The sequence below is a fragment of the Allobosea sp. 47.2.35 genome, from assembly GCF_024655635.1.
Classification (GTDB): Bacteria; Pseudomonadota; Alphaproteobacteria; order Rhizobiales; family Beijerinckiaceae; genus Allobosea.
In genome coordinates this window covers 114,711-137,375 of record NZ_JANLGI010000005.1, presented here as the reverse complement: position 1 = coordinate 137,375, position 22,665 = coordinate 114,711, and the positions used below count along the sequence as shown (strand labels likewise).

At 67.4% G+C, this 22,665-nt stretch carries 21 protein-coding genes; 16 read left to right on the top strand and 5 right to left on the bottom strand.

The features are described from left to right. From NUV79_RS08910 to NUV79_RS08875, 8 genes are all read left to right on the top strand, one after another. Complete coding sequence (locus NUV79_RS08910) at positions 1–1,470, top strand: M81 family metallopeptidase (protein ID WP_257732719.1); 1,470 nt, start codon at positions 1–3, stop codon at positions 1,468–1,470. 43 nt (positions 1,471–1,513) lie between these two features. After that, a complete protein-coding gene (locus NUV79_RS08905; protein WP_257732718.1) occupies positions 1,514–3,094 on the top strand; it encodes an ABC transporter substrate-binding protein in 1,581 nt (526 codons plus the stop codon). Positions 3,095–3,193: 99 nt separating this feature from the next. Then, complete coding sequence (locus NUV79_RS08900; protein ID WP_257732717.1) at positions 3,194–4,138, top strand: ABC transporter permease; 945 nt, start codon at positions 3,194–3,196, stop codon at positions 4,136–4,138. After that, positions 4,135–5,007, top strand: a complete 873-nt coding sequence (locus NUV79_RS08895; RefSeq protein WP_257732716.1) for an ABC transporter permease — start codon at positions 4,135–4,137, stop codon at positions 5,005–5,007. The genes NUV79_RS08900 and NUV79_RS08895 overlap by 4 nt, the downstream gene beginning before the upstream one ends. Further along, the gene (locus tag NUV79_RS08890) at positions 5,007–6,674 is read left to right on the top strand and encodes an ABC transporter ATP-binding protein (protein ID WP_257732715.1); all 1,668 of its coding nucleotides are present in this window, start codon (positions 5,007–5,009) and stop codon (positions 6,672–6,674) included. Before NUV79_RS08895 ends, NUV79_RS08890 begins: the two co-directional genes overlap by 1 nt. Further along, on the top strand, positions 6,671–7,534 hold the full coding sequence (locus NUV79_RS08885; protein ID WP_257732714.1) for a carbon-nitrogen hydrolase family protein: 864 nt from the start codon (positions 6,671–6,673) through the stop codon (positions 7,532–7,534). The genes NUV79_RS08890 and NUV79_RS08885 overlap by 4 nt, the downstream gene beginning before the upstream one ends. A 17-nt stretch (positions 7,535–7,551) precedes the next feature. Next, a complete protein-coding gene (locus NUV79_RS08880) occupies positions 7,552–8,097 on the top strand; it encodes a carboxymuconolactone decarboxylase family protein (protein WP_257732713.1) in 546 nt (181 codons plus the stop codon). Between the two features lie 86 nt (positions 8,098–8,183). Continuing rightward, on the top strand, positions 8,184–8,486 hold the full coding sequence (locus NUV79_RS08875) for an alkylphosphonate utilization protein (RefSeq protein ID WP_061970508.1): 303 nt from the start codon (positions 8,184–8,186) through the stop codon (positions 8,484–8,486). Between the two features lie 16 nt (positions 8,487–8,502). On the opposite strand, the gene NUV79_RS08870 is transcribed toward NUV79_RS08875, so the two are convergent. After that, positions 8,503–8,907, bottom strand: coding sequence for an AtzH-like domain-containing protein (locus NUV79_RS08870; protein WP_257732712.1), 405 nt, complete (start codon positions 8,905–8,907; stop codon positions 8,503–8,505). Continuing rightward, complete coding sequence (locus NUV79_RS08865) at positions 8,904–10,142, bottom strand: amidase (RefSeq protein WP_257732711.1); 1,239 nt, start codon at positions 10,140–10,142, stop codon at positions 8,904–8,906. The genes NUV79_RS08870 and NUV79_RS08865 overlap by 4 nt, the downstream gene beginning before the upstream one ends. Before the next feature lie 148 nt (positions 10,143–10,290). Between NUV79_RS08865 and NUV79_RS08860 the strand changes: the two genes are divergently transcribed. After that, positions 10,291–10,989 (top strand): RNA polymerase sigma factor, encoded by a 699-nt coding sequence (locus tag NUV79_RS08860; protein WP_257732710.1) that lies wholly within the window; start codon positions 10,291–10,293, stop codon positions 10,987–10,989. 1 nt (position 10,990) lies between these two features. Here NUV79_RS08860 and NUV79_RS08855 read toward each other — a convergent pair whose 3' ends face one another. After that, positions 10,991–11,530, bottom strand: coding sequence for a phosphatase domain-containing protein (locus NUV79_RS08855; RefSeq protein ID WP_257732709.1), 540 nt, complete (start codon positions 11,528–11,530; stop codon positions 10,991–10,993). Positions 11,531–11,662: 132 nt separating this feature from the next. Between NUV79_RS08855 and NUV79_RS08850 the strand changes: the two genes are divergently transcribed. The 3 genes from NUV79_RS08850 to NUV79_RS08840 all read left to right on the top strand — a co-directional run bounded on the left by NUV79_RS08850 (position 11,663) and on the right by NUV79_RS08840 (position 14,720). Then, positions 11,663–12,925, top strand: a complete 1,263-nt coding sequence (locus tag NUV79_RS08850) for an amino acid ABC transporter permease (protein ID WP_257732708.1) — start codon at positions 11,663–11,665, stop codon at positions 12,923–12,925. A gap of 1 nt (position 12,926) precedes the next feature. Further along, positions 12,927–13,958, top strand: a complete 1,032-nt coding sequence (locus NUV79_RS08845) for an amino acid ABC transporter permease (protein WP_257732707.1) — start codon at positions 12,927–12,929, stop codon at positions 13,956–13,958. Between the two features lie 75 nt (positions 13,959–14,033). Further along, entirely contained in the window at positions 14,034–14,720 is a 687-nt protein-coding gene (locus tag NUV79_RS08840) for a GntR family transcriptional regulator (RefSeq protein WP_257732706.1), read from the top strand. Here the strand turns inward: NUV79_RS08840 and NUV79_RS08835 are convergent. Together NUV79_RS08835 and NUV79_RS08830 are read right to left on the bottom strand one after the other, a co-directional pair. Then, complete coding sequence (locus NUV79_RS08835) at positions 14,696–15,214, bottom strand: phosphatase domain-containing putative toxin (RefSeq protein WP_257732705.1); 519 nt, start codon at positions 15,212–15,214, stop codon at positions 14,696–14,698. The genes NUV79_RS08840 and NUV79_RS08835 overlap by 25 nt on opposite strands. Before the next feature lie 182 nt (positions 15,215–15,396). Next, positions 15,397–16,440 carry a transporter substrate-binding domain-containing protein gene (locus tag NUV79_RS08830; RefSeq protein WP_257732704.1) on the bottom strand — a complete coding sequence of 348 codons (1,044 nt, stop codon included), beginning with the start codon at positions 16,438–16,440 and terminating at the stop codon, positions 15,397–15,399. Between the two features lie 242 nt (positions 16,441–16,682). Between NUV79_RS08830 and pip the strand changes: the two genes are divergently transcribed. The 4 genes from pip to NUV79_RS08810 all read left to right on the top strand — a co-directional run bounded on the left by pip (position 16,683) and on the right by NUV79_RS08810 (position 22,656). Next, positions 16,683–17,660: a prolyl aminopeptidase gene (gene pip, locus NUV79_RS08825; RefSeq protein WP_257732703.1), complete on the top strand. Its 978-nt coding sequence runs from the start codon at positions 16,683–16,685 to the stop codon at positions 17,658–17,660. 10 nt (positions 17,661–17,670) lie between these two features. Further along, complete coding sequence (locus NUV79_RS08820; protein WP_257732702.1) at positions 17,671–19,485, top strand: S9 family peptidase; 1,815 nt, start codon at positions 17,671–17,673, stop codon at positions 19,483–19,485. Between the two features lie 15 nt (positions 19,486–19,500). Continuing rightward, positions 19,501–20,928 carry a M20 family metallopeptidase gene (locus NUV79_RS08815; protein ID WP_257732701.1) on the top strand — a complete coding sequence of 476 codons (1,428 nt, stop codon included), beginning with the start codon at positions 19,501–19,503 and terminating at the stop codon, positions 20,926–20,928. Between the two features lie 90 nt (positions 20,929–21,018). Further along, positions 21,019–22,656: an ABC transporter substrate-binding protein gene (locus NUV79_RS08810; RefSeq protein ID WP_257732700.1), complete on the top strand. Its 1,638-nt coding sequence runs from the start codon at positions 21,019–21,021 to the stop codon at positions 22,654–22,656. The last annotated feature ends 9 nt before the right edge of the window (positions 22,657–22,665 follow it).

Below are 22,665 nucleotides of genomic sequence, written 5' to 3'. Positions count from 1 at the left end.
ATGACGTTCCGCATCGCCTTCGCCGGCTTCAACCTCGAATCGGTAACGGCCGTTCCGCAGATCGTGGAGCTGGCGGAGTTCGAGCGCGTCTGCGTGCGCGGGCGGCAGCTGACGGAGCGGTTCCGTGGCACCAACACCGTGCCCGGCGGCTGCCTGAAGATCTGCGAGGCGGAGGGCGCGGAATTCGTGCCGCTGTTCCATACGCTGCTCGGCGCGCTCGGCCCGACGGCGGATGCGGCCGTCGCGCACTACACCAGCGAGATTGTCGAAGGCATCGGGCAAAGCGGCCCGCTCGACGGCGTCATCCTGTTCCTGCACGGCGCCTGCTGGGCGGCGGGCTACCCGGATGTCGAGCGGCACGTCATCGATGCAGTGCGTGCGGCCTTCCCGGCGCTGCCGATCGCTGTCGCGCTCGACTATCACGGCAATATCGATCGCGAGACCTTGCGCGGCGCCGATATCGCCGTCGCCTATCGCCATTCCCCGCATATCGACATGGGCGAGACCGGCGAGCGGGCGGCCCGCGCCCTGCTGCGGTTCCTGCGCGAGGGACGCCGGCCCGGTCTCGCGGTGGCGCGGCCGGATGTCGTCATCCCCTCAATCATGTCGGCGACGGCGCTTCAGCCTCTGGCCTCTATCATCGCCGAGGCACGCGCCACCGAGCAGGCGGGCGATTGCGACATCTCGATCATGGCCGGCTTCTCCTATGCCGATAGCGCCAATACCGGCATGTCGGTGATCTGCCTCGACTGGGATGGGCAGGACGCGGCCGAGGCCAAGGCGCAGGCCTTTTCGGAGCGCCTGCGCGCGGCGCGGAAGGCCATCGCCAACGCCATTCCGATCCTGAGTGTCGAGGAAGCACTGGCGGATGTCGCGCGCAAGCCGGCGCAGGGCCGCCCGATCGTGCTGCTCGAACATGCCGACCGGATGAACGACTCGACCCATCTGCTGCGGGCGCTGCTCGGCCGCGACGTCGGGCGGGTCAACGTTCCCTTCCTGCTCGATCCCGAGACGGCGGCGCAGGCCCATGCGGCAGGCGAGGGCGCCGAGATCACCGTCGCGCTCGCCGGCAAGACGGCGCCGGAGACCGGCGGGCCGGTCGAAGCCGTGGCGCGGGTCATCTGGTCCGGGCCGAAATCCTTCAACGTCTCCGGGCGCTACCAGCGCGGTTCATTCGTCGATCTCGGGCTCACCGCGCTCATCCAGATCGGCGCGATCCGCGTCTCGGTGGTCTCGCATTTCGCCTTCGCGGTCGATGGCGACCCGTTCTTTATCTTCGGCGAGCGGCCGGAGGATTACGACGTGATCCTGCTGCGCTCGAAGACGCATTTCCGCGACTATTACGAGCCGATGGCCGACCGCATCCTCGTGGTCGACACGCCCGATCTCGGCCCCGCCGATGTGCGGCTGATCCCGTACCGCCAGCTCGATACGGCACGCGCCTATCCGTGGAGCGACGCTCCCACCTGACGACGCTCGACCTATCCAAGCAACCAAAAACGAGGGGATAACAATGACGTTTCGGTTCAAGATTGTCGGGGCTGCCGCGCTGGTCGCTGGCTCCCTTTCCGCAATGCCGGCCCTGGCCGAGACGACGCTCAATGTCGTCATGCAGGCGCCGCTGCGGTCGCTCGACCCGATCCTGAGCACGGCGCAGATCGTGCGCACGCACGGCTTCATGGTGTTCGACACGCTGCTCGGCATGGACGCCAAGTACAACCCGCAGCCGCAGATGGCCGACTATGCCGTTTCGGCCGACAAGCTGACCTATACGCTGACGCTGCGCGACGGCCTGAAATGGCATGACGGCACGCCGGTCACGGCCGCCGACTGCGTGGCATCGCTGAAGCGCTGGGGCGAGAACGATGGCGCCGCTCGCACGATGATGGCGCATGTCGCCTCGATCGAGGCCACCTCCGACAAGGTCCTGGTGATCAAGCTGGCGAAGCCCTTCGGGCAGGTGCTCGAATTGCTGGCCAAGCCATCGCCGGTGCCGCCCTTCATGATGCCGAAGCGCCTCGCCGAGACGCCGGCCGGCAAGCAGGTCACCGAGATGGTCGGCTCCGGCCCGTTCCGCTTCGTGGCGGAGCAGTACCGGCCGGGCGATCAGGCCGTCTATGTCAAGAACAAGGACTACAAGCCGCGCACCGAGCCGATGAGCTGGACTGCCGGCGGCAAGGTGATCAATGTCGACAAGGTCGTGTGGAAGGCGATGCCGGACATGCAGACCTCGATCAATGCGCTGCAATCCGGCGATGTCGACCTGATCGAGCAGGTGACGATCGACCTGCTGCCGCTGCTCAAGGCCAATGACGAGATCAAGACCGGCGCCATCAATGCGCTGGGCAGCCAGGTGACCGGCCGTTTCAACCATCGCCTGCCGCCCTTCGACAACCCGAAGGTCCGCCAGGCGGCGATGTATGCGCTGGACCAGGACCAGCTGATGCAGACCGCGATCGGCGACAGCCAGTATTACAAGCTCTGCGCCTCGGTCTATGGCTGCGACGTGCCGCTCGCCTCCGATGCCGGCTCCGAATACCTCAAGGGTAGTGCTAAGGAGCGCATGGCCAAGGCCAAGGAATTGCTCAAGGCCTCCGGCTATGACGGCACGCCGGTGCTGATGATGCAGCCGACCGACCTGACGATCCTCTCGACCCAGCCGATCGTCGCGGCCGAGCGCCTGCGCGAGGCGGGCTTCAAGATCGATGTCGCCTCGATGGACTGGGCGACGCTCCAGTCGCGCAAGAACGGCTGGCAGCCGGTGGCGCAGGGCGGCTGGAACGTGTTCTTCACCTATTGGGGCGTGTCCGGCATCTGGAACCCGACCGTGCATGCGATGCTCGACGCGTCCGGCGCCGACACCGCCTGGTCGGGCTGGCCGAAGAGCGCCCGCGTCGAGGAATTGCGCACGGCCTACATCACCGCCGCGACGCTCGACGAGCAGAAGAAGATCGCCCGGGAAATCCAGCAGATCGCCTTCGACGAGGGTTTCTACTTCAATGCCGGCGAATTCCAGTCCGTCGCCGCCTGGAACGCCAAGCTGAAGAATCTTCAGCCGGGCCCGATCACCCTGTTCTGGGGTGTCAGCAAGTAACGCCGAGGCGCCGGGCGGCGGTGCTTCGCCGCCCGGCCTGACCGGCCCGGTTTCCGGCATCGCCCGCTTGGGTGGATGCCCAGGCGCGTGGAGAACTCCATGGCTTCCTATTTCCTGCGCAGGCTCGCGATGGCGATCCCCGTCATGTTCTTCGTGGCGCTGTTCGTCTTCCTGCTGCTGCGGCTGACGCCGGGCGATCCGGCACAGGCCATCGCCGGCGACCAGGCGACCCCGGCGCAGCTTGCGGCCATTCGCGAGAATCTCGGCCTCGACAAGCCGATCGCCGGGCAGTTCGTGGCCTGGATCACCAATATGGCCGCAGGCGATTTCGGGTCATCGCTGATCTCGCAGCGCCCGGTGCTGGAGATGATCGGCCAGCGCATCGGCCCAACATTGGCGCTCGCGGTCATGGCGATGATCTTCACGGTGGTGATCTCCCTGCCGCTCGGCGTGCTCGCCGCCTGGCGCCATGGCGGCATGGTCGACCGCTTCGTCATGGCGCTCTCGGTCGTCGGCTTCTCGGTGCCGATCTTCATGATCGGCTACGTGCTGATCGCGGTCTTCGCGGTCAACCTGAAATGGTTCCCGGTGCAGGGCTACAGGGCGCTGGCCGACGGCTTCGGCCCGTTCTTCCATCGCATCGTGATGCCGGGGCTGGCGCTCTCCTTCTTCTATATCGCGCTGGTCTCGCGGATGACGCGCGCCTCGATGCTGGAGGTGCTGCGCGAGGATTATGTCCGCACGGCGCGGGCCAAGGGGTTGGGCGAGCGGATCGTGCTGTTCCGCCATGCGCTGCGCAACGCCGCAATCCCGATCCTCACGGTGGTCGGCACCGGCTTTGCCATGATGGTCTCCGGCGTCGTCGTCACCGAGACCGTGTTCAACATCCCCGGCCTCGGGCGCCTCGTGGTCGATGGCGTGCTTGCCCGCGACTACCCGCTGATCCAGGCGATCATCCTGCTGACGGCCGGCACCTATGTGCTGATCAACCTGCTGATCGATCTCTCCTATGCCCTGACCGACCCGAGGATCCGCTACCAATGAGCGCTCCGTCGAACCCCGCGCAGGGCGCGCATCCGCGCCGCCGCCTGCTCGACAACCCGCCGCACTGGACGACGGTGCTCGCCGTCATCGTCCTCGTCGCCGTGATCGTGATGGCGGTGTTCGCGCCGCTTCTCGCCAATTTCGAGCCGACCAAGCTCAATGCCGCGATGCGCCTGAAGCCGGCCTCCGACACCTATTGGCTGGGCACGGATTCCTTCGGCCGCGATCTCTACTCGCGCGTGGTCTACGGCGCGCGGGTCTCGCTTCTGGTCGGTGCCGGCGTTGCCGTCGGCGCGATCGTGATCGGCCTGCCGCTGGGGCTGATCGCCGGCTGGTATCGCGGCATCGACGGCGTGCTGATGCGGATGATGGACGGGCTGATGGCGATCCCCGGCATCCTGCTCGCCATCGCCATCGTCGCGCTGGTCCGGGGCGGGCTCGTCACCGTGATCATCGCGATCATGATCCCGGCCATCCCGCAGGTCGTGCGCCTCGTCCGGGCGCGGGTCATCGCGGCGCGCGAGGAGACCTATGTCGATGCCGCCGTGCTGCTCGGCACCCGGCCGGGCAAGCTGATCCGCAAGCATCTGCTGCCGACCACGATCGCGCCATTGATCGTGCAGGGCACCTATATGTACGCCTCCGCCATCCTGACCGAGGCGGCGCTCTCCTTCCTCGGCGTCGGTATCGGCACGGAGGTTCCGAGCTGGGGCAACATCATGGCCGAGGGACGGCTCTATTTCGCGATCAACCCCTGGCTGGTGTTCTGGCCGGCGATCGTGCTGTCGCTCTGCATCCTCTCGATCAACCTGCTCGGCGACGCGCTGCGCGACCGGCTCGATCCGAAAATGCAGGGGAGGGCTCCGTGATGGCGACCGCCGCGACCCAGCCCGTCCTTTCCGTCCGCGATCTCAAGGTCGCGACGCGCGGGCGCCAGCCCAACGACATCCTGAAGGGCATCAGCTTCGACATCCATCCCGGCGAGACGCTCTGCCTCGTCGGCGAATCCGGCTCCGGCAAGTCGGTGACCTCGCTGGTCGCGATGGACCTGCTGCCGCGCGACGAATTGCGGGCGACGGCCGGCGCCGTCCGGTTCAACGGCGAGGATATCCTGACCGCGACGCCGGCCCGGACCAAGGCGCTGCGCGGTGCCGAGATGGCGATGATTTTCCAGGAGCCGATGACCGCGCTGAACCCGGTTTTGACCATCGGGCTGCAGATGGACGAGGTCTACTGGGCGCATACGAAGATGCGTCCGAAGGAGCGCCGGGACGCCGCGCTCGCCGCGTTCGAGGCCGTGCACCTGCCTGATCCCCAGCGCATCTATGACAGCTATCCGCATCAGCTCTCGGGCGGACAGCGGCAGCGCGTGATGATCGCGATGGCGCTCGCGCTCAAGCCGAAGCTCCTGATCGCCGACGAGCCGACGACCGCGCTCGACGTCACCACGCAGAAGCAGATCCTCAGTCTGATCCGCGAATTGCAGGACAAGCAGAACACCGCCGTCCTGTTCATCACCCATGACATGGGCGTGGTCGTCGACATCGCCGACCGGGTCTGCGTGATGCGACGCGGCGAGATCGTCGAGACCGGCCCGGTGGAGCAGGTGCTGAGCCGGCCGCGCGAAGCCTATACGCGCGACCTGCTGCAATCCGTGCCGTCGCTGACGCCGCGCGCGCCGCGCGCTTCGTCCGGGGGCGAAGCGGTGCTGGAAATCCGCAATCTCGAGAAGACCTTCAGCTTCGGCTCGCTGTTCGGAAAGCTGATGGGCCGCGAGAGCCGCAGCGTGCGCGCGGTGAAGGATGTCAGCTTCGGGCTGGCGCGCGGACGCACGCTCGGCATCGTCGGCGAAAGCGGCTCCGGCAAGTCGACCGTGGCGCGCTGCCTGATGCGATTGGAGCATCCGACCGGCGGCGAGATCCGCGTCAACGGGCAGGACATCGCCAACCTGCAGGGTCAGCAGGCCCTGGCGCCGGCGCGGCGGCGCGTGCAGATGGTGTTCCAGGACCCGAACCGCTCGCTCAATCCGCGCCTGTGCATCGGCGAGAGCCTGATCGAGGGGCCGCTGAATCTCGGCGAGGATCGCGAGACCGCGCTGACGCGCGCGGGCGAATTGATGGAAGTGGTCGGCCTGCCCAGCTCCAGCCTCGATCGTTTCCCGCACCAGTTCTCCGGCGGCCAGCGCCAGCGCATCGCGATTGCGCGCGCCCTGATGATGGAGCCGGAGGTGATCGTCGCCGACGAGGCGGTCTCGGCGCTCGACGTCTCCGTGCAGGCGCAGGTGCTGGCGCTGCTGGCCGAGATCCAGGAGCGGCGCAATCTCGCCGTGCTGTTCATCACGCATGATTTGCGCGTCGCCGCGCAAATCTGCGACGAGGTGATGGTGATGCAGCGCGGCAGCGTCGTGGAGATGGGGCCGGCCGCCGAGGTTCTGGGCAGGCCGAGTCACGAATATACCCGTGCGCTGATCAACGCGGCGCCGGGCCGGGATTGGGATTTCGCGGCCGGGCGCCGCATCGCTGGAGCGACCGTATGATTTCCGCCAGCCTTGTCCAGATGGACGTCCAGTCCCTGGCGCCGGCCGAGAATTTCCGGCGCATCCACGAGTTCGTCGCGGAGGAAGCGGCAAAGGGCGCGCAGCTCATCCTGTTCCCGGAGCTGGCCAATACCGGCTATGTCGAGCCGCTGGTGCCGGGTGGAGCCGTAATCAGCGACGTTCCGCATTTCGGGGCGGCGCTCTACGAGGCCTGCGCCGCGCCGGATGGCGAGGAGATCAAGGCGCTCGTCGCGCTTGCCGCGAAGCATCGCGTGCATCTCGTCATCGGGCTCGGCCTGCGTGACCGCCTGCGCGCGGGCGTGATGCGTAACGCCTCGCTCTTGATCGGGCCGGAGGGCGTGATCGGCGACTACACCAAGATCCACCAGTGGCAGAACGAGAAGCTGTTCTTCAGCGGCGGCGACAGCATCGAGACCTATCCCGTCTTCGGGACGCGGCTCGGCATGCAGGTCTGCTACGATATCCGCTTTCCCGAGATCACCCGCATCCTCGCGCTGCAGGGCGCGAGCATCGTCACTTCGGTCTGGGCCTCCTTCGGAGCCGAGACCGCGCCGGTGACCGACGAGGCGCTCTTCATCCACCGCGCCTATACGCGGGCAACCGAGAACGGCGTGTTCTTCCTGAGCTGCAACCGCAGTGGCAGCCGTGGCGGGCAGCGCTTCTTCGGCCGCTCCTGTGCGGTGGCGCCGGATGGCCGCGTGCTCGGCGCGCTCGATCATGATCGCGAGGACGTGCTGCGGGTGGAGATCGACCTCGCCGAGGTCGCGCGCTATCGCAGCTTCACCGGCATCTGGGCCGACCGCGTGCCTGCCCTCTACGCCAAATACCTGACGCCCTGACCTTCGCGAGATCCCCGATGACGACCTCTCCCTGCCCGCCGATCAGCGATGCCGACTGGCCCGAGGCGCTCGCCGAGATGAAGGGCGGCTTCGCCACCGCACTCAACGTCTACCGGACGATGGCGCATCATCCGGCACTGCTGAAGGCCTGGGCGCCCTTGCGCCAGCATGTCGTCAAGGACAGCGCGCTCGGGCCGGTGCGCTCGGAGGTGGTGATCCTGCGCGCGGCCCATCGGATGGGTTCGCCCTATGAATGGGCGCATCATGTCAGCCGGGCGCGCGTGCTCGGCATGAGCGACGCGCGCATCGCGGCGCTGCGTGGTCAGCCGGAAGGCGAGGACGGTCTGATCGTACGGGCGGTCGATGCGCTCTTCGACGACAAGCGCCTGTCGCTTGCGCTCGAAGCCGAGCTTGCCGCGGCGCTCGGGCGCGAGGCCGTGTTCGACCTGATCGCGACGGTCGGTTTCTATTCGGTGCTCGGCTACATGCTGATGACCTACGAGACGCCGATCGACGAGGCGATCGTGACCGAGATGGCCGAGAAGCCGCTGGGCACCGTCTAGCCGCCGATTTGGCGAAGTCGCCGGGCATCGTGTAACCCCGCCGGATCGGGCCGATGGCGAGCGCCCGGCCGCAAGACGGGAACGACATGTCCGACGACGATTACATCTATGATGAGGCGACTGGGGAATGGCGTCCGGCCTCGGAAGTTAAGCAGGCCGCCGCAGCTGCCGCGGCGCCAGTCGTGCGCGATGCCGCCGGCAATGTGCTCGCCGACGGCGATTCCGTCGTGCTGGTCAAGGACCTCAAGGTGAAGGGTGCCAACCAGACCCTGAAGCAGGGCACGGTCATCCGCTCGATCCGCCTGACGGAGAATGTCGAGGAGATCGATTGTCGCCACGACACGATCAAGGGCCTCGTGCTGCGGACGGAATTCGTCCGCAAGCGCTGAGGTGCCGGGCTTGCGCCTACCAGAGGCGCGGCCCTTCCATCGTGGAGACATGGGCGGAGACGACCTTCCAGCCCAGATCGGGAAAGCGCACCCAGTTCTGGCTCTGCCGGCCGATCACGTCGCGTCCGCGCACCTTGAACTCCAGGTTCACCGTGGCGATATCGCGTCCCAGCGTCAGGATCTCCAGCCTGATCCGCTTCTCCTTGATCCCCGGCCCCGGCGGGCGGGCGACGCGATGGCCGTGGATCTCCTGGAAGCCGTAGCCGTTCTCGTGCAGTGCGTAGCGGATGGTGTAGGGGCTGTTCCAGAAGGCGGCGTCGAGCACGTCGACATTCTTGTCGATCAGCGCCTGCTCGTAAGCCTCGAACAGGGCGCTGATCTCGGCCACGATCTCGGGAATGTTCGGGGTCAGGTCGGTCATGATGCGGCCTCCATGGCCTGCGCGACGGCGATGAGGCTGGCATCCGTGCCGCGCCCGCCGATGATGGACAGGCCGACGGGCGCGCCGTCGACGCGGGCGCCGGGCAGGTTGACCTGCGGATGACCGGCAAGCCCGCCCTGCGCGCAGAGGCAGGTGATGCGGTCCCGCATCGGCCGGAGCGCCGGCATCGGCAGACCGCGCAGCGGAGCCGGGAAAGGCGTCGTGGGCAGGCACAGGATCGTGCCGGGTGGCAGCAGGTAGCGCAGCCTTGCGCGGGCTTCCTCGCGCATCAGCGCGGCCCAGTTCTGCTCGGCTACAGGAACCTGCGAGCCGGCGATCAGCCCGGCCGCGACCGTGAAGGCCATGCGCGGATTGTCCCGCTCGATCCAGGGGCGGAAGGTCTGCCAGGCCTCGACCGGTTGCAGGCTGCGCTGTGCCCGCGCCCAGACGGAGAGGCCCTGCGGCGCCATGATCTCGTCGCGCGGCGTGGCGCCGAGTATGCGAGCGAGCCGCGCGACCATCGGCTGAAGGGCCTCCGCAACCTCCGGGTCGGCAAAGCCGAAGGCGTCGACGGCGACGAGCAATTTCGTCGGCAGCGGGCCGGGCGCCTCGCCGAGCAAGACCGAGCCGACACGGGCGAAGGTCGCGGCGTCGCGGGTGAACCAGCCGGCGGTGTCCGAACTCGGCGCCTGCGGCATCAGCCCGGTGAGGTCGAGCCGGCCATGGGTCGGCCGGATGCTGTAGAGCCCGCAGAAGCTGCCGGGCACGCGCATCGAGCCGCCGGTATCGGTGCCCAAGGCGGTGTCGCAGAGCCCGGCGGCGACGGCCGCGGCCGAGCCAGAGGAGGAGCCGCCCGGCACGCGGTCGGGCGCGGCCGTGTTCAAGGGCGTGCCGTCGAAGGCGTTCTCGCCGAGGATGCCGAGCGAGACCTCGTCGGTGATGGTCTTGCCGACGAACTCGGCGCCGGCATCGAGCAGGGTTTGCACCGCCCAGGCATGGCGTTCCGGGACGGGACTGGCCCGGGCCCAGTCATGGTTGCCGCCGCCGGTCGGCGTGCCTGCGACGTCGAACAGGTCCTTGACGGCGAAGGTGAGGCCCGAGAGCGATCCGCCGGGCCGGCCGGGAATATGGATGCGCGGGCCGGGCACGAAGGCGTTGACGCGATCCTCCATCACGGCCTCGGCGATCGTGTTTCGTCCGGGGAGGTCGGTCGGGTCGGCATCGGCACGGCTCATCGTCCTTCGTGGTGTTCGGCTTGTGGTTCGGGGGCAGCCTAAGCAGGTTTGCCGCCGCTGCAAACGGCAGCTTGCCGACTTGCCCCGCAGCCGATCATCGGGAACCTTTTGCGGGCTCGGCCATCCGATGGGGGCAGGAGGACAGATCATGCCATCCATTCCGACGGTCGCGCGCGATGCAGGCTCCGCCTCGACAGGGGATATCGACCTCGCCCGGCGTGCCAGCGCGGGCGATCCGCAAGCCTTCCGCACCATCATGACGACGCATAACCAGGCGCTCTACCGCATCGCGCGGGCGGTGATCCGCAACGACAGCGAGGCCGAGGACGTGGTGCAGGAGGCTTATGTCAGGGCCTTCAGCCATCTCGACAGTTTTCGCGGCGAGGCGACGCTGTCGACCTGGCTGTCGCGCATCACCCTCAATGAGGCGCTGGGCCGCCTGCGCCGGAAGAAGCGGGCGGACAAGGCATTGCGCGCCGAGGATCAGGACGTTCCCGCACAGATCATCCCGTTCCCCGGCAGCACCAGCGGCGACGATCCGGAGCGAATGATGGCGCAGCGGCAGATCCTGCAACTGGTCGAGCGTGCGACCGACAACCTACCCGACGTCTATCGCGGGGTGTTCATGGCGCGGGTGATCGAGGGACGCAGCGTCGAGGAAACCGCCGATCTCCTCGGCATCCGGCCGGAGACGGTCAAGACCCGGCTGCACCGGGCGCGGTTGCTGGTGCGCAAGGAGCTGGAGCACCAGATCGGCCCGGTGCTGCTCGATGCCTTTCCGTTCGCCGGCCGGCGCTGCGAACGCCTGACGGCCGCGGTGATGAAAAGGCTCGGCTACGCCCTTTGAGTCAGCTCGCGCCCGAGGTGGTGGCAGCCCGGAGCGCAGCCTGTTGCTGCGCGATCAGGAAGGCTTCCTGCGCCTCGGTCTCGACCGCGGCGGCATCATGCTCACGACGAATCCGCGCGATCGCCTCGGCGGCGCCAGATCCGTTCTCGACGAGGAGCAGAGCGGCAATGGTGCCGGTGCGGCCGAGTCCGGCCCGGCAATGGATCGCCCAGTTTTCGCCCTCGCGCAGGCGACGCGCCAGGTCCAGCTTGCGCCAGCCGGCGATGAAATCCGTATCCGGCACGCCGTAATCGGGAATGGCAAGATGGGTCCATTCCAGCCCGGCAGCGTGGACAGCCGCAGCGAAACCGTCGATGCCGCCCGGCAATTCCTTGGCTTCGACGAGACTGAGCAGCCCGGTCGCGCCCAAGCCTGCAAGCCGCGACAGATCCTCCGTCAGCACCTCCTGTGAGGCGGCATCATCGAGCGTGTCCTTGCGCCGACCGGGGCAGGGGCCGAGCAGGAGCGCGCCGGCGAAGCCGGGCAGGGCGAGGCGGGACACGGAAGGCGCCGGGCTGTGCAAACAATCCTCCAGAGGCGGGACGGTGGGCATTCTACCTGCCGCATCGTCTTCACGCGAAACGTGTCGTTCGATCGGGCTTCGGGGCTCGTCGATTGACATGATGATATAGCTGTGTACAGCTATATCATCATGCTGTCCACACACGACCCCGCCAGCGAGATCGGCCCCGTTCCGGGCGGCCAGGCCTTCGCGGCCGGCGTGCTCAAGGCGCCGAGTCCGCCGCCGCCGGGCGCGCCTTTGCGCGAGCGCCTGCAAGGGCTGCTTTGGCCGCTCGTCATCCTGCTCGGGCTCGTCAGTGTGGGCGTGCTGGGGGCGCGGAACGTCTCGGCCAATCTCGCGGCGGCCGGAATGGAAATCGATTTCTCCTTCCTCTGGCAGCAGGCCGGCTTCGACGTCAGCGAGAGCCTGATCGCGTATTCCCCACGCGATACCTATGCCTATGTGCTGCTTGTCGGCATCCTGAACACGCTGGCTGCCGCGGCGGTGACGCTGGTGCTGGCGAGCACCATCGGCCTCGTCGTCGGCATCGCCATGACCAGTTCGAACTGGCTCGTGCGCAATCTCGCGCGGCTCTATGTCGAGCTGCTGCGCAACCTGCCGAAGCTCCTGATCGTGATCGCGCTCTATGTCGCGCTGGTCCGCGGCCTGCCGCATATCAAGGCGGCCTGGACCGGCCCCTTCGGCGCGATGCTGAGCAATCGCGGGCTCGCCCTGCCGTCGCCGGTCATCGGGCATGGCGGGCTCTTGCTGGCGCTCGCGGCCTGCCTCTGGCTCGTCGGCTGGGCGTTCTGGGCGCGGGCGGTCAAGCGGCATCAGGATGCGACCGGACAGCGCCGGCCGGTCGCCCTGCCGGTGCTGGTGGCGGGGCTCGCGCTCTATGCCGGGCTGATCCTGTCGGGGCTCGCGCAGATCGGATGGTCGGTGCCGAAGCTGACCGGCTTCAATGTCAGCGGAGGGATGGGGCTTTCGCTGCAATTCGCGGCGCTCGTCCTGGCGCTCTCGGTCTATCATGGCGGGCAGATCGGCGCGATTGTCGAGGGCGGCATCCTCGCGACCTCGCGCGGCCAGCACGAAGCGGCGCTGGCGCTGGGGCTCAGCCGGCTCCGGACGATGCGCCTGATCGTGCTGCCGCAGGCCTTGCGCGTCATCACGCCACCGCTCGGCAACCAGTATTCCAACCTGCTCAAGAACACCTCGATCGCGCTTGCGATCGGCTATTCCGACCTGCTCAGCGTGGTCAGCACCTCGGTCAACCAGACCTTCCGGCCGATCGAACTGATGACGCTGGTCGCGCTGTTCTTCCTGACCGCGAACCTGCTGATCTCGGCCGGGGTCAACTGGTGCAACCATGTCTTCCGCATCAGGGGGCGCTGAGATGACCACGCTCGCCGAGACGCCTCTCGTCGTCGGGCCGCCACGCAGCCGCCGCATCGTCGCGGCCGGCCGCTGGCTGCGGTCGAACCTGTTCTCGAGCTGGTGGAACACGCTGCTCACCGGCCTCGTCCTGTACGGGGTCGTGGCTTTCGTGGCGAAGGCGCTGAACTGGGGCGTGGTCGATGCCGTGCCCTTCTCCGGCAGCCGGGCCGAGTGCGCGGCGGCGAGCGGCGCTTGCTGGGCCTTCCTGCGCGAGAAGGCCAATCTCGTCCTGACCGGGACCTATCCCGAGCCCGAGCGCTGGCGCGCCTATCTCGCCAGCTTCGTGATGATCGCGGCCATCCTCGCCTTCGCGAAGGCGCCCATTGGCGTCGCCGGCCTTCCCGTGGTGGAATCGCATCGCTGGAACGGCCTGCCGCTGATCCTCTTCCTCTCGGCCTTCAGCATGGCCGCGGCCTTTCCGCTCGGCGTCGTGCTGGCACTCGCGCGCTGGTCGGGCCAGCGCGGGCTCTCCCTGTTCGCCGTGGGTTATATCGAGACCGTCCGCGCGATCCCGATGGTCGCGGTGCTGTTCGCCGGTATCTTCATCCTGCCGCTGCTCCTGTCGCGCGGCGCCGCGATCGAGCCGGTCGCAGCCATCCTGATCGTGCTCACCCTGTTCTATGCCGCCTATTTCGCCGAGGACGTGCGCGGTGGCTTGCAGGCCCTGCCGAAGGGCCAGACCGAAGCGGCTGCGAGCCTCGGGCTGTCATCGGCGCAGCGAATCCGGCTCGTCGTGCTGCCGCAGGCGCTGCGCACGGCGATCCCCGGCATCACCAACTCGATCATCGGCAGCTTCAAGGACACCTCGCTCGTCGCGATCGTCGGGATGCACGACCTGCTCTCGACCGCGCGCATGGCCTATGCCGATCCGCAATGGCAGGCCTATTCGCTGGAGGCGAACCTGGCGATCGGCCTGTTCTACTTCATCTGCTGCTGGCTGATCTCGGAACGGGCGCGGCGGCTCGGCCATGGCGCCGTCAAGGCGCGCTAGGGCCGACCTTCGACAAAAGAAGTGGCCAGCCGCTCAAGCGATGCTCTAAGCACAGAGCGGGCAGGAAGAGAGACGATGACGGTCGATATCGCCGGTTCGGATACGCGCCAGCTGCGCCAGCTGGTGCGCTCGCGCAACGACGTGATCTTCGAGATCGTGCGCGACCGCATCTGCCTGCGCGAATATGACGAAGGCCATGTCATCCACGAGACGGCGCTGGCGACGGAGTTCCGCGTCAGCCGCACGCCGATCCGGCAGGTCCTGCAGCGGCTGGTCTACGAGCAGCTTGCCGAGACTCGTAACGGCGTGGGCACGATCGTCTCCTATGTCGGGCCGCAATCGGCTGACATGCTGCGCTTCCGCATCGGCCTGACGCGCCTGATCGCCGACCTGATCCCGCTCCAGTTGCCCTCGACACTCGGCTCCGACTATGCCCGGCTGCAGGCGCTGGCCGGGCTGCTCAAGCCGGAATCCTCGCTGAAGGAGGCCTGGGACGTCTGGCGGACGCATCACGAGGTCCGCAACGCCCTGATCGGTGACGAGGCGCTCCGGCAGATGGACGACACCATCTTCTTCCGCACGGCGCGCAGCTGGATCGACTGGCTGAAGCGCGAGCCCATGGCGATGCATGCGCTGCTGGTCGAGGAGATCGCGGCCGTGGTCGGGCAGGCGACTGCCTTGTCGGCCCCTGAGCTGTTTCGGCTGCATGCGACGCATCTCGAGCGCATGCTGGCGCGCTATGGCGCGCAGGACAGCAAATAGGCGACCTGCTCCTCGCTTTCGATCGCGCCGGGACGTGCGCTCCGCACCGCGGTGATGGCGTCCTCCGCGGTTGAGCCGGTAGCGATCAGAAGCCTTGCCGCCATCATGCCCGAGCGGCCATAGCCGGCGAGGCAGCAGAAGGCGATGCGGCGCCCCTGGCGGAGTTCTCCGGCGAGACGCTCGATCAGGGCCGGCCAGTCGAGCCGCTGGCCCGGCGCGGAGAAATCGGCGATCGGTGCGCGAAGCAAGGCAATCGATCGCGCTTCGGCGGCGCCGGCCAGATCGTCGATTTCGTCCGGGCCGCATTCGTCATCGTCGAGCAGCATCACCAGCAGGGCGGTCTGCCGTGCGGCGAGGGCGGCCAGCACCTCTTCCTGCAAGGCGCCGTCGACGTAGCGCTCGCCGCGCTTGGCGATCACGAGCCCTGGGAGCGGCAGCATGCCGATCGACCCGGCAAGGTCCGGTGGCTCGACCCAGGCAATCCCCTCAGCCATGCGCCCCTCCGCCCGGCAGTCCCGCCATCGCGAGATGCGGTGCTCATGGTGCTCATGAAGCGGATCGAGGCGGGGATTGTCTACTGTTGAAGGCATGCTGACGGGCCAGGCTTTGCAAAAACAAAATACCCTCCCGGATTGCTCCGGGAGGGCCTGTGAGGAGGTAGCGCCGATGGGGCGTCTCAGCGGACCGGGTAGGAGAAGATCAGGCCGCCGTCGCGGGCGAGGCGGTTCGGCGACTGGGCGCGGTCCATCGCCAGCGGCGAAGCCTTGCCGATATGTTTCTCGAAGACCTCGCCGTAATTGCCGACCTGCTTGATGATCTGGAAGGCCCAGTCCGGGCGCAGGCCCAGCTTCTTGGCCATGTCGGCGGTCGGGCCGTTCGGTGCGATCAGGCGCTGTGCATCGACCGGCAGGTCCTTGAGTGCGGCGAGCTTGGCCTCGACGTTCTTGGAGGTCAGGCCGAATTCCTCGGCCGCGACCATGACCTGCACGCCCCAGAACAGGGTCTTCTCAAGCTCGGTATCAGGGCGGGAGACGAGCGCCAGCGGCTCGGTCGCGGAGCGCTGGGGAACCAGCACGTAATCGTCCGGCTTCGGCGCCAGCAGGCGGTCGGCGGCGAGCGCCGAGACAGAACTCGCAACTGCGTCGCATTTGCCAGAGAAGAAGGCCTGGAGGCGGGCGGTCTTGTCGGCGATGTTCTCGACCTTGTAGGGCAGCTTCGCCTCGCCGAACCAGTCTGCGAGATAGAGCAGGGTGGTCGAGCCCTCTTCGGCGCAGACGGTCGCGCCCGACAGGTCGGCAAGCTTGGTCATGCCGAGGCTCTTGGGCACCATGAAGCCCTGGCCGTCATAGAAGGTGGTGGTGACGAAGGAGACGCCGGGATCGGCGTCGCGCGTGCCGGTCGCGGTGATGCCGCGCGAGGCGATATGGGCGCTGCCGCTGATGATCGCCTTCAGGCTGTCGGAGAAGCCGATGCCGCGCAGCTCCGCCTTGTTGGCGTCGCCGAAGATCGCGACGGCGGCCATGCGGCAGAATTCGACATTGAAGCCCTGGAAGCGGCCGGCGCTGTCGGGAACCGAGAAGCCCGGCGAATTCGGGTTCACCAGGCAGATGATCTTGCCGTCTTCCTTGACCTTGTCGAGCACCGGCCCGGCCTGCGCCGCCGGCGCGACCAGGGTTAGCGTTGCCGTGGCGAGCGCCGCACGAATGATGCTGAATGCCATCCCGATCTTCTCCCGTTATCGAGCTATAGAGCTGTATACAGCAACTCAGACATACGTCAAACGCTGCTCTTGCGTCAGCTGCCGGGTTTGAGGAAAGTCGGTTGTCGGGGCCGCGGAAGGCGCTAATCTATTCCGGATCGTCATAACAATGCGCCGCGAATGCATTAGCCAGCAGCGCTTCGCGCGTGCCATCCTCCGGGGATCGAGGAGCGTCGCGATGCTCCGGTTCGGCGGAGCCCGGCGTGCCAGACGACCAGAACGCTCTCTACGAGGCGGTCGAGCCTTATCGGTCCCTGCGCCTGCCGGTCGGCGACGGGCATGAGCTTCATGTCGATGAGAGCGGCAATCCCGACGGCATTCCCGTGGTCTTCCTGCATGGCGGGCCCGGTGGCGGCACCAAGCCGGCGCAGCGCAGGACCTTCGATCCCACCGCCTTCCGGATCGTGACCTTCGACCAGCGCGGGGCGGGGCGCTCCAGCCCCCTGGCGGAACTCGCGGGCAATACCACGCAGGCGCTGATCGCCGATCTCGAACGCATCCGGGAGCATCTCGGCATCGATCGCTGGCTGGTGACAGGCGGCTCCTGGGGCAGCTGCCTCGGGCTCGCCTATGGGCAGGCCCATCCCGAACGCTGCCTCGGCTTCCGCCTGCACGGCATCTTCATGGCCGAGCGGGCCGAGATCGATTGGTGGTTCCACGGCTCGCGCACGATCTTTCCGGACCATTGGGAGGTCTTCGCCCATTTCGTGCCGGAAGCAGAGCGCGGCGACCTGCTCGGCGCCTATTATCGCCGGCTCACCGGCCCCGATCGTGAGCAGCAGATCGCGGCGGCGATCGCCTTGCGCACCTTCTCGGGCAAGACGCAGACCTTCCTGCCCGATGCCGAGCATGTCGCGGCATTGACCGAGCCGGATGCCGCGCTCGCGCTCGCCCGCATCTTCACGCATTACTGCGTCAACGGCGCCTTCCTCGACCCCGGCCAATTGCTGCGCGACGTCTCGCGCATCCGGCACCTACCGGCGGAGATCGTGCAGGGGCGCTACGATATCGTGACGCCGATGTGTACGGCCTGGCGCCTGAAGACGGCTTGGCCCGAGGCGCGTTTCACCATCGTGACCGAGGCCAATCACGCGGCGACGCCGAGCGCACCGGCCCTGTCGCTGGCGCTGCGCGATGCGACCGATCGCCTGCGCGATTCGATGTTGGCCCTCGCGGCCTGAAGGAACGACCATGTACGAAGCCGCCAGCCAGATCCGCCTGGGCATCGAGCCCTATCTCGAAATCCGCAGCGCCAAGAGCCCCGCGCTTGCGCCGGATGGCGAGCTGCTCGCCTATCTCAGCGACGAGAGCGGCACGCACCAGATCTGGCTCCGGCCGCTCGCCGGCGGGGCGCCTTGGCGCCTGACCGACATGCCGGAACCGGTCGGCGCGATCGCCTTCAACCCGAAGAGCCGCGACCTGCTGTTCACGATGGATTGCGGCGGCGATGAACGGCATCAGCTCTGGCTCGTTCCGGGCGCCTCCGGTGTGCCGCAGCCGCTGACCGACGATCCGACCGTGGTCCATGTCTGGGGCTGCTGGGCGCCGGACGGACAGCGCATCGCCTTCGCATCGAACGCACGCGATCGCGAGCATATGGACATCTATGTGATGGACATGGCGACGCGCGCGGCGCGGCGCGTCTTCGAGGGCAGCGGCTATCGCGAGGCGGTCGCTTTCTTCCCGGACGGGCGCTCGCTGCTGGTCACTGACGCCACCCATGCGATGAACGACCAGGACCTGTTCCGGCTCGATCTCGAAAGCGGGGCGCGCGAGGCGCTGCTGCCGCATGAGGGCCGCGCCCGCTATGCTGCCAACCGGATGAAGAAGGATGGCAGCGGCTTCTTCTCGATCACCGACCAGGGCCGCGAATTTCTCAGCGTCGCCTTCCGCTCGGCGGCCGACGGCACGCTAAGCTGGATCGTCGAGCGCGACGGGCAGGATATCGAGGCGGTGGCGCTGGCGCCGGACCAGAACCGCCTCGCCTATGTCGCCAATGATCGCGGCTGGAACCGCATCTTCGTGCGCGACATCGCCGGGGGGGCGGAGTTCGAGGTCGAGGGCTTCCCTGCCGGTTCGGTCGGCTCCGTCGCCTGGCTGCCGGATGGTTCGGGGCTCGTCTTCCCGCTCGACGGCTCGACCTCGTCGCCCGATATCTGGCGTTTCGATATCGCCTCGAAGCAGGTGAAGCGCCTGACCGATGCTTCGAAGGCCGGGCTCGATCAATCCACCTTCGTCGAGCCGACGGTCGCGAGCACCAAGAGCTTCGACGGGCTCGAAGTGCCGTTCTTCGTCTATCGGCCGCGCGGCAAGGTGCCGGAAGGCGGCTATCCGGCTGTCGTCGTGGTCCATGGCGGGCCTGAGGCGCAGTGGACCCCGATCTTCCGCGCCGACCTGCAGTTCTTCCTGAGCCAGGGCATCATGGTGATCGCGCCGAACGTGCGCGGCTCGACCGGCTATGGCCGCAGCTATCATCATCTCGACGACAAGCATCTGCGCATGGACAGCGTCGCCGATCTTGGGGCGGTCCGGCTCTGGCTGCGCGAGCAATCCGACGTGAATGACGACCGCGTCGCGGTCTATGGCCGCTCCTATGGCGGCTTCATGGTGCTGGCGGCGCTGACCGAACAGCCGGACCTGTGGAAGGTCGGGATCGAGTTCTACGGCATCGCGAATTTCCTGACGCTGCTGGAGACGACTGGCCCGTGGCGGCGCTATCTGCGCGCGGTCGAATATGGCGATCCCGTCGCCGACCGCGAAAACCTGATCCGCTTCTCGCCGATCCATAAGCTCGACCAGATCCGCGTGCCGCTCTTCATCGCGCAGGGCTTCGACGATCCCCGCGTGCCGCCGGGCGAAAGCGAGATGGTCTATTCGGTGCTGCGCGGGCTCGGCCGGCCGGTCGAGTATGTGCGCATTCCGCATGAGGGCCATGGCTTCGCCCGGATCGAGAACCGGCGCACCGTCTTCGGCGGCGTGGCCCGTTTCCTGCGAGAGCATTTGTAGAAGGAATAACCAGCCATGCAGAATTCCGAGATCATCTGGGAGCTGGTCGATGCCAAGCGGCAGCCTTTCGAGGCGCTGAGCGACCGCGTCTGGGGCATGCCCGAGATCGCCTATACCGAGTATCGCTCGGTCGGCGAGCATATCGCGATGCTGAAGGAGCAGGGCTTCCGCATCACCGAGAATGTCGCGGGCATCCCGACCGCGGTGATGGGCGAGGCGGGCGAGGGCGGCCCGGTCATCGCCATCCTCGGCGAGTATGACGCGCTGCCGGGCCTGAGCCAGGAAGCCAATATCGCCGAGCCGAAGCCGGTCGAGGCCGGCGGCCATGGCCATGGCTGCGGCCACAACATGCTGGGCTCGGCTGCCTTGCTCGCGGCCACCGCGGTGAAGGACTGGCTTGCGAAGACCGGGCGGGCCGGGCGGGTGCGCTATTTCGGCTGCCCGGCGGAAGAGGGCGGCGCGGCCAAGGCCTTCATGGTGCGCGCCGGCGCCTTCGACGATGTCGATGTCGCCATCTCGTGGCACCCGGCGACGATGACCAAGGTCGACGATGCCTTGTCGCTCGCCAATACAAGGATGGATTTCCAGTTCACCGGCCGCGCGTCGCACGCGGCTGCTGCGCCGCATCTCGGCCGCTCGGCGCTCGATGCGGTGGAGCTCATGAATGTCGGCGTCAACTACATGCGCGAGCACGCACCGTCCGATGCGCGCATCCACTATGCCTATCTCGACGCCGGCGGCATCGCGCCCAACGTCGTGCAGGCCTCGGCCAAGGTGCGCTACGCCATCCGGGCGCGTGACCTCGCCGGGATGCTGGAGCTCAACGAGCGCGTGAAGAAGATCGCCGAGGGCGCGGCGCTGATGACCGAGACCACGGTCTCGATCTCGATCATGAGCGCGGTCTCCAACATGCTCGGCAATACGCCGCTGGAAGACGCGATGTTCAGGAACATCGACCGGCTCGGCCCCGTGCCCTTCGATGCGGCAGACAAGGCCTATGCCGCCAAGATCCAGGCGACGCTCGGCCCGGCCGACATCCTCAACGACTATCGCCGCACCGGCATCGCGCCGCGCGAGGACACGCCGCTCTGCGATTTCGTTGTGCCGCAGGGCACGCGCGGCGTGCCGATGATCGGCTCGACTGATGTCGCCGATGTCAGCTGGAAGGTGCCGACCATCCAGGCGCGCGTCGCGACCCATGCGATCGGCACGCCCGGCCATTCCTGGCAGATCACGGCGCAGGGCAAGGCGCCGGCCGCGCATAAGGGCATGGTCCATGCCGCCAAGATCATGGCGGCGACGGCGGTCGACGTGATCAGCGACGAGACGCTGCTGGCCCGTGCCAAGAAGGATCATCAGGAGCGGACGACGCAGACGCCTTATGTCTGCCCGATCCCGGCCGATGTGAAGCCGCCGATCAAGCCGCGGCCCCAGGCCGCCTGAACCGGCATCTCCCGGGAGCATCCGGCAAAGTTGCTCCCGGCGACCAAGACGTCTTCAATCAAACAACAATCAAAGAGCGGGATCGAGATCATGGCCAACCGAAACGACAAGACCGGAACCACGCCGCGCCTCGCCGGGCACCAGCTGCTCTCAGCCGTTGCCGCCGCGGCCCTCTGCGCTGGTGCGGGTGCCGCCATCGCCGCGACGCCGAAGAACGCGCTGGTGATGGCCTGGAATATCGACGCGATCAGCACCTTCGACCCTGCCCAGGTCGGCGAGGTCGTGACCAACGAGATCCTGCAGAATACCTGCGACACGCTGGTCGATTTCGACCAGGCCGACGAGCGCAAGGTCGTGCCGAGCTTCGCCGAGCGCTGGGATGTCTCGCCGGACCGCAAGCAGATCACCTTCCACCTGCACAAGGGTGCGAAGTTCCCCTCCGGCAATCCGGTGACGGCCGAGGATGTCGCCTGGTCGCTGCACCGGGTTGTCAAGCTGAATTTCGGCAATGCCGCGACGCTGACCGAGTACGGCTTCACCAAGGACAATGTCGAGCAGAACATCGTCGCAGGTGCGGGCGATACGCTGACCCTCAAGCTCGACAAGCCCTATCCGACGACGCTGGTGCTGCAGGGGATCGCCGCCAACCGGGTGTCCATGGTCATGGACAAGAAGACCCTGATGGCAAACGAGCAGGGCGGCGACCTCGGCAACAAGTACCTGGCGACGCGCACGGCCTGTGTCGGCCCCTACAAGCTGACGCGCTGGAACGCCGGCGAGTCGATCGTGCTGGAGGCGAATGACGGTTACTGGGGCAAGGCCCCGGCGCTGAAGCGCGTGCTGATCCGCCATGTTGCCGAGCCCGGCACGCAGCGCCTGCTGCTCAGCCAGGGCGATGTCGACGTGGCGCGAGACCTGACGCCCGAGGACCTGAGGGATCTCGAAAGCTCGAAGGACATCACGATCGACAAGGTGCTGCGGCCGCAACTGTTCTACTGGGGCTTCAACGTCGCGGACGGCCCGTTCTCCAAGGAGAAGGTGCGCCTCGCGATGCGCTACCTGATCGACTATGAGGGCCTCGGCAAGACGGTGATGACCCATCTCGGCGTGCCGCGCGCCAGCTTCGCCCAGCTCGGAGCCGTCGGCGCGCTCGACGCGAAGGAAGGCCAGCCCTTCAAGCTCGACCTCGACAAGGCCAAGCAGCTCCTGACCGAAGCCGGCTATCCCAACGGCTTCGAGGCGACCATGATCTTCGGCACGCTGCCGCATGCCAATCCGATCGCCCAGAGCGTCCAGCAGAACGCCGCCAAGGTCGGCGTCAAGCTCTCGCTCGAACGCATGGCCAATGCCCAGCTCTTCAGCAAGGTGCGCGGGCGTGAATACCAGTCGGCGATGCTGGCCTGGCAGACCGGCGTGCCGGATGCTCATGGCAACGCCTCGCGTCTCGTCTTCAACCCCGACAACCGGCTGGAAGCCAAGCAGACCCAGTATCCGAGCTGGCGCTCGGCCTATCAGGATCTCGACCTCAACAAGCAGATCGAGCAGGCCCTGCTTGAGCCCGATGCGGCCAAGCGCGACGCGCTCTACGCCACGATCCAGAAGGAGGTGATGGCCAAGGGCCCGATGGCCTTCATGTTCCAGATGAACAGCGTCGCCGGCGTGCGCAAGGACCTGAAGTCGTGGACCTGGAACGGCTTCCGGACCTATTACGAGCGCGCGGCCAAGTAAGGCCGCCGC

Coding starts and splice junctions, on each gene's coding strand:
- NUV79_RS08905 (WP_257732718.1), top strand. CDS start 1,514: ATGACGTTTCGGTTCAAGATTGTCGGGGCTGCCGCGCTGGTCGCTGGC.
- NUV79_RS08820 (WP_257732702.1), top strand. CDS start 17,671: ATGTACGAAGCCGCCAGCCAGATCCGCCTGGGCATCGAGCCCTATCTC.
- NUV79_RS08815 (WP_257732701.1), top strand. CDS start 19,501: ATGCAGAATTCCGAGATCATCTGGGAGCTGGTCGATGCCAAGCGGCAG.
- NUV79_RS08875 (WP_061970508.1), top strand. CDS start 8,184: ATGTCCGACGACGATTACATCTATGATGAGGCGACTGGGGAATGGCGT.
- NUV79_RS08890 (WP_257732715.1), top strand. CDS start 5,007: ATGGCGACCGCCGCGACCCAGCCCGTCCTTTCCGTCCGCGATCTCAAG.
- NUV79_RS08840 (WP_257732706.1), top strand. CDS start 14,034: ATGACGGTCGATATCGCCGGTTCGGATACGCGCCAGCTGCGCCAGCTG.
- NUV79_RS08870 (WP_257732712.1), bottom strand. CDS start 8,907: ATGACCGACCTGACCCCGAACATTCCCGAGATCGTGGCCGAGATCAGC.
- NUV79_RS08845 (WP_257732707.1), top strand. CDS start 12,927: ATGACCACGCTCGCCGAGACGCCTCTCGTCGTCGGGCCGCCACGCAGC.
- NUV79_RS08865 (WP_257732711.1), bottom strand. CDS start 10,142: ATGAGCCGTGCCGATGCCGACCCGACCGACCTCCCCGGACGAAACACG.
- NUV79_RS08810 (WP_257732700.1), top strand. CDS start 21,019: ATGGCCAACCGAAACGACAAGACCGGAACCACGCCGCGCCTCGCCGGG.
- NUV79_RS08830 (WP_257732704.1), bottom strand. CDS start 16,440: ATGGCATTCAGCATCATTCGTGCGGCGCTCGCCACGGCAACGCTAACC.
- NUV79_RS08880 (WP_257732713.1), top strand. CDS start 7,552: ATGACGACCTCTCCCTGCCCGCCGATCAGCGATGCCGACTGGCCCGAG.
- NUV79_RS08885 (WP_257732714.1), top strand. CDS start 6,671: ATGATTTCCGCCAGCCTTGTCCAGATGGACGTCCAGTCCCTGGCGCCG.
- NUV79_RS08835 (WP_257732705.1), bottom strand. CDS start 15,214: ATGGCTGAGGGGATTGCCTGGGTCGAGCCACCGGACCTTGCCGGGTCG.
- NUV79_RS08860 (WP_257732710.1), top strand. CDS start 10,291: ATGCCATCCATTCCGACGGTCGCGCGCGATGCAGGCTCCGCCTCGACA.
- NUV79_RS08900 (WP_257732717.1), top strand. CDS start 3,194: ATGGCTTCCTATTTCCTGCGCAGGCTCGCGATGGCGATCCCCGTCATG.
- NUV79_RS08910 (WP_257732719.1), top strand. CDS start 1: ATGACGTTCCGCATCGCCTTCGCCGGCTTCAACCTCGAATCGGTAACG.
- NUV79_RS08895 (WP_257732716.1), top strand. CDS start 4,135: ATGAGCGCTCCGTCGAACCCCGCGCAGGGCGCGCATCCGCGCCGCCGC.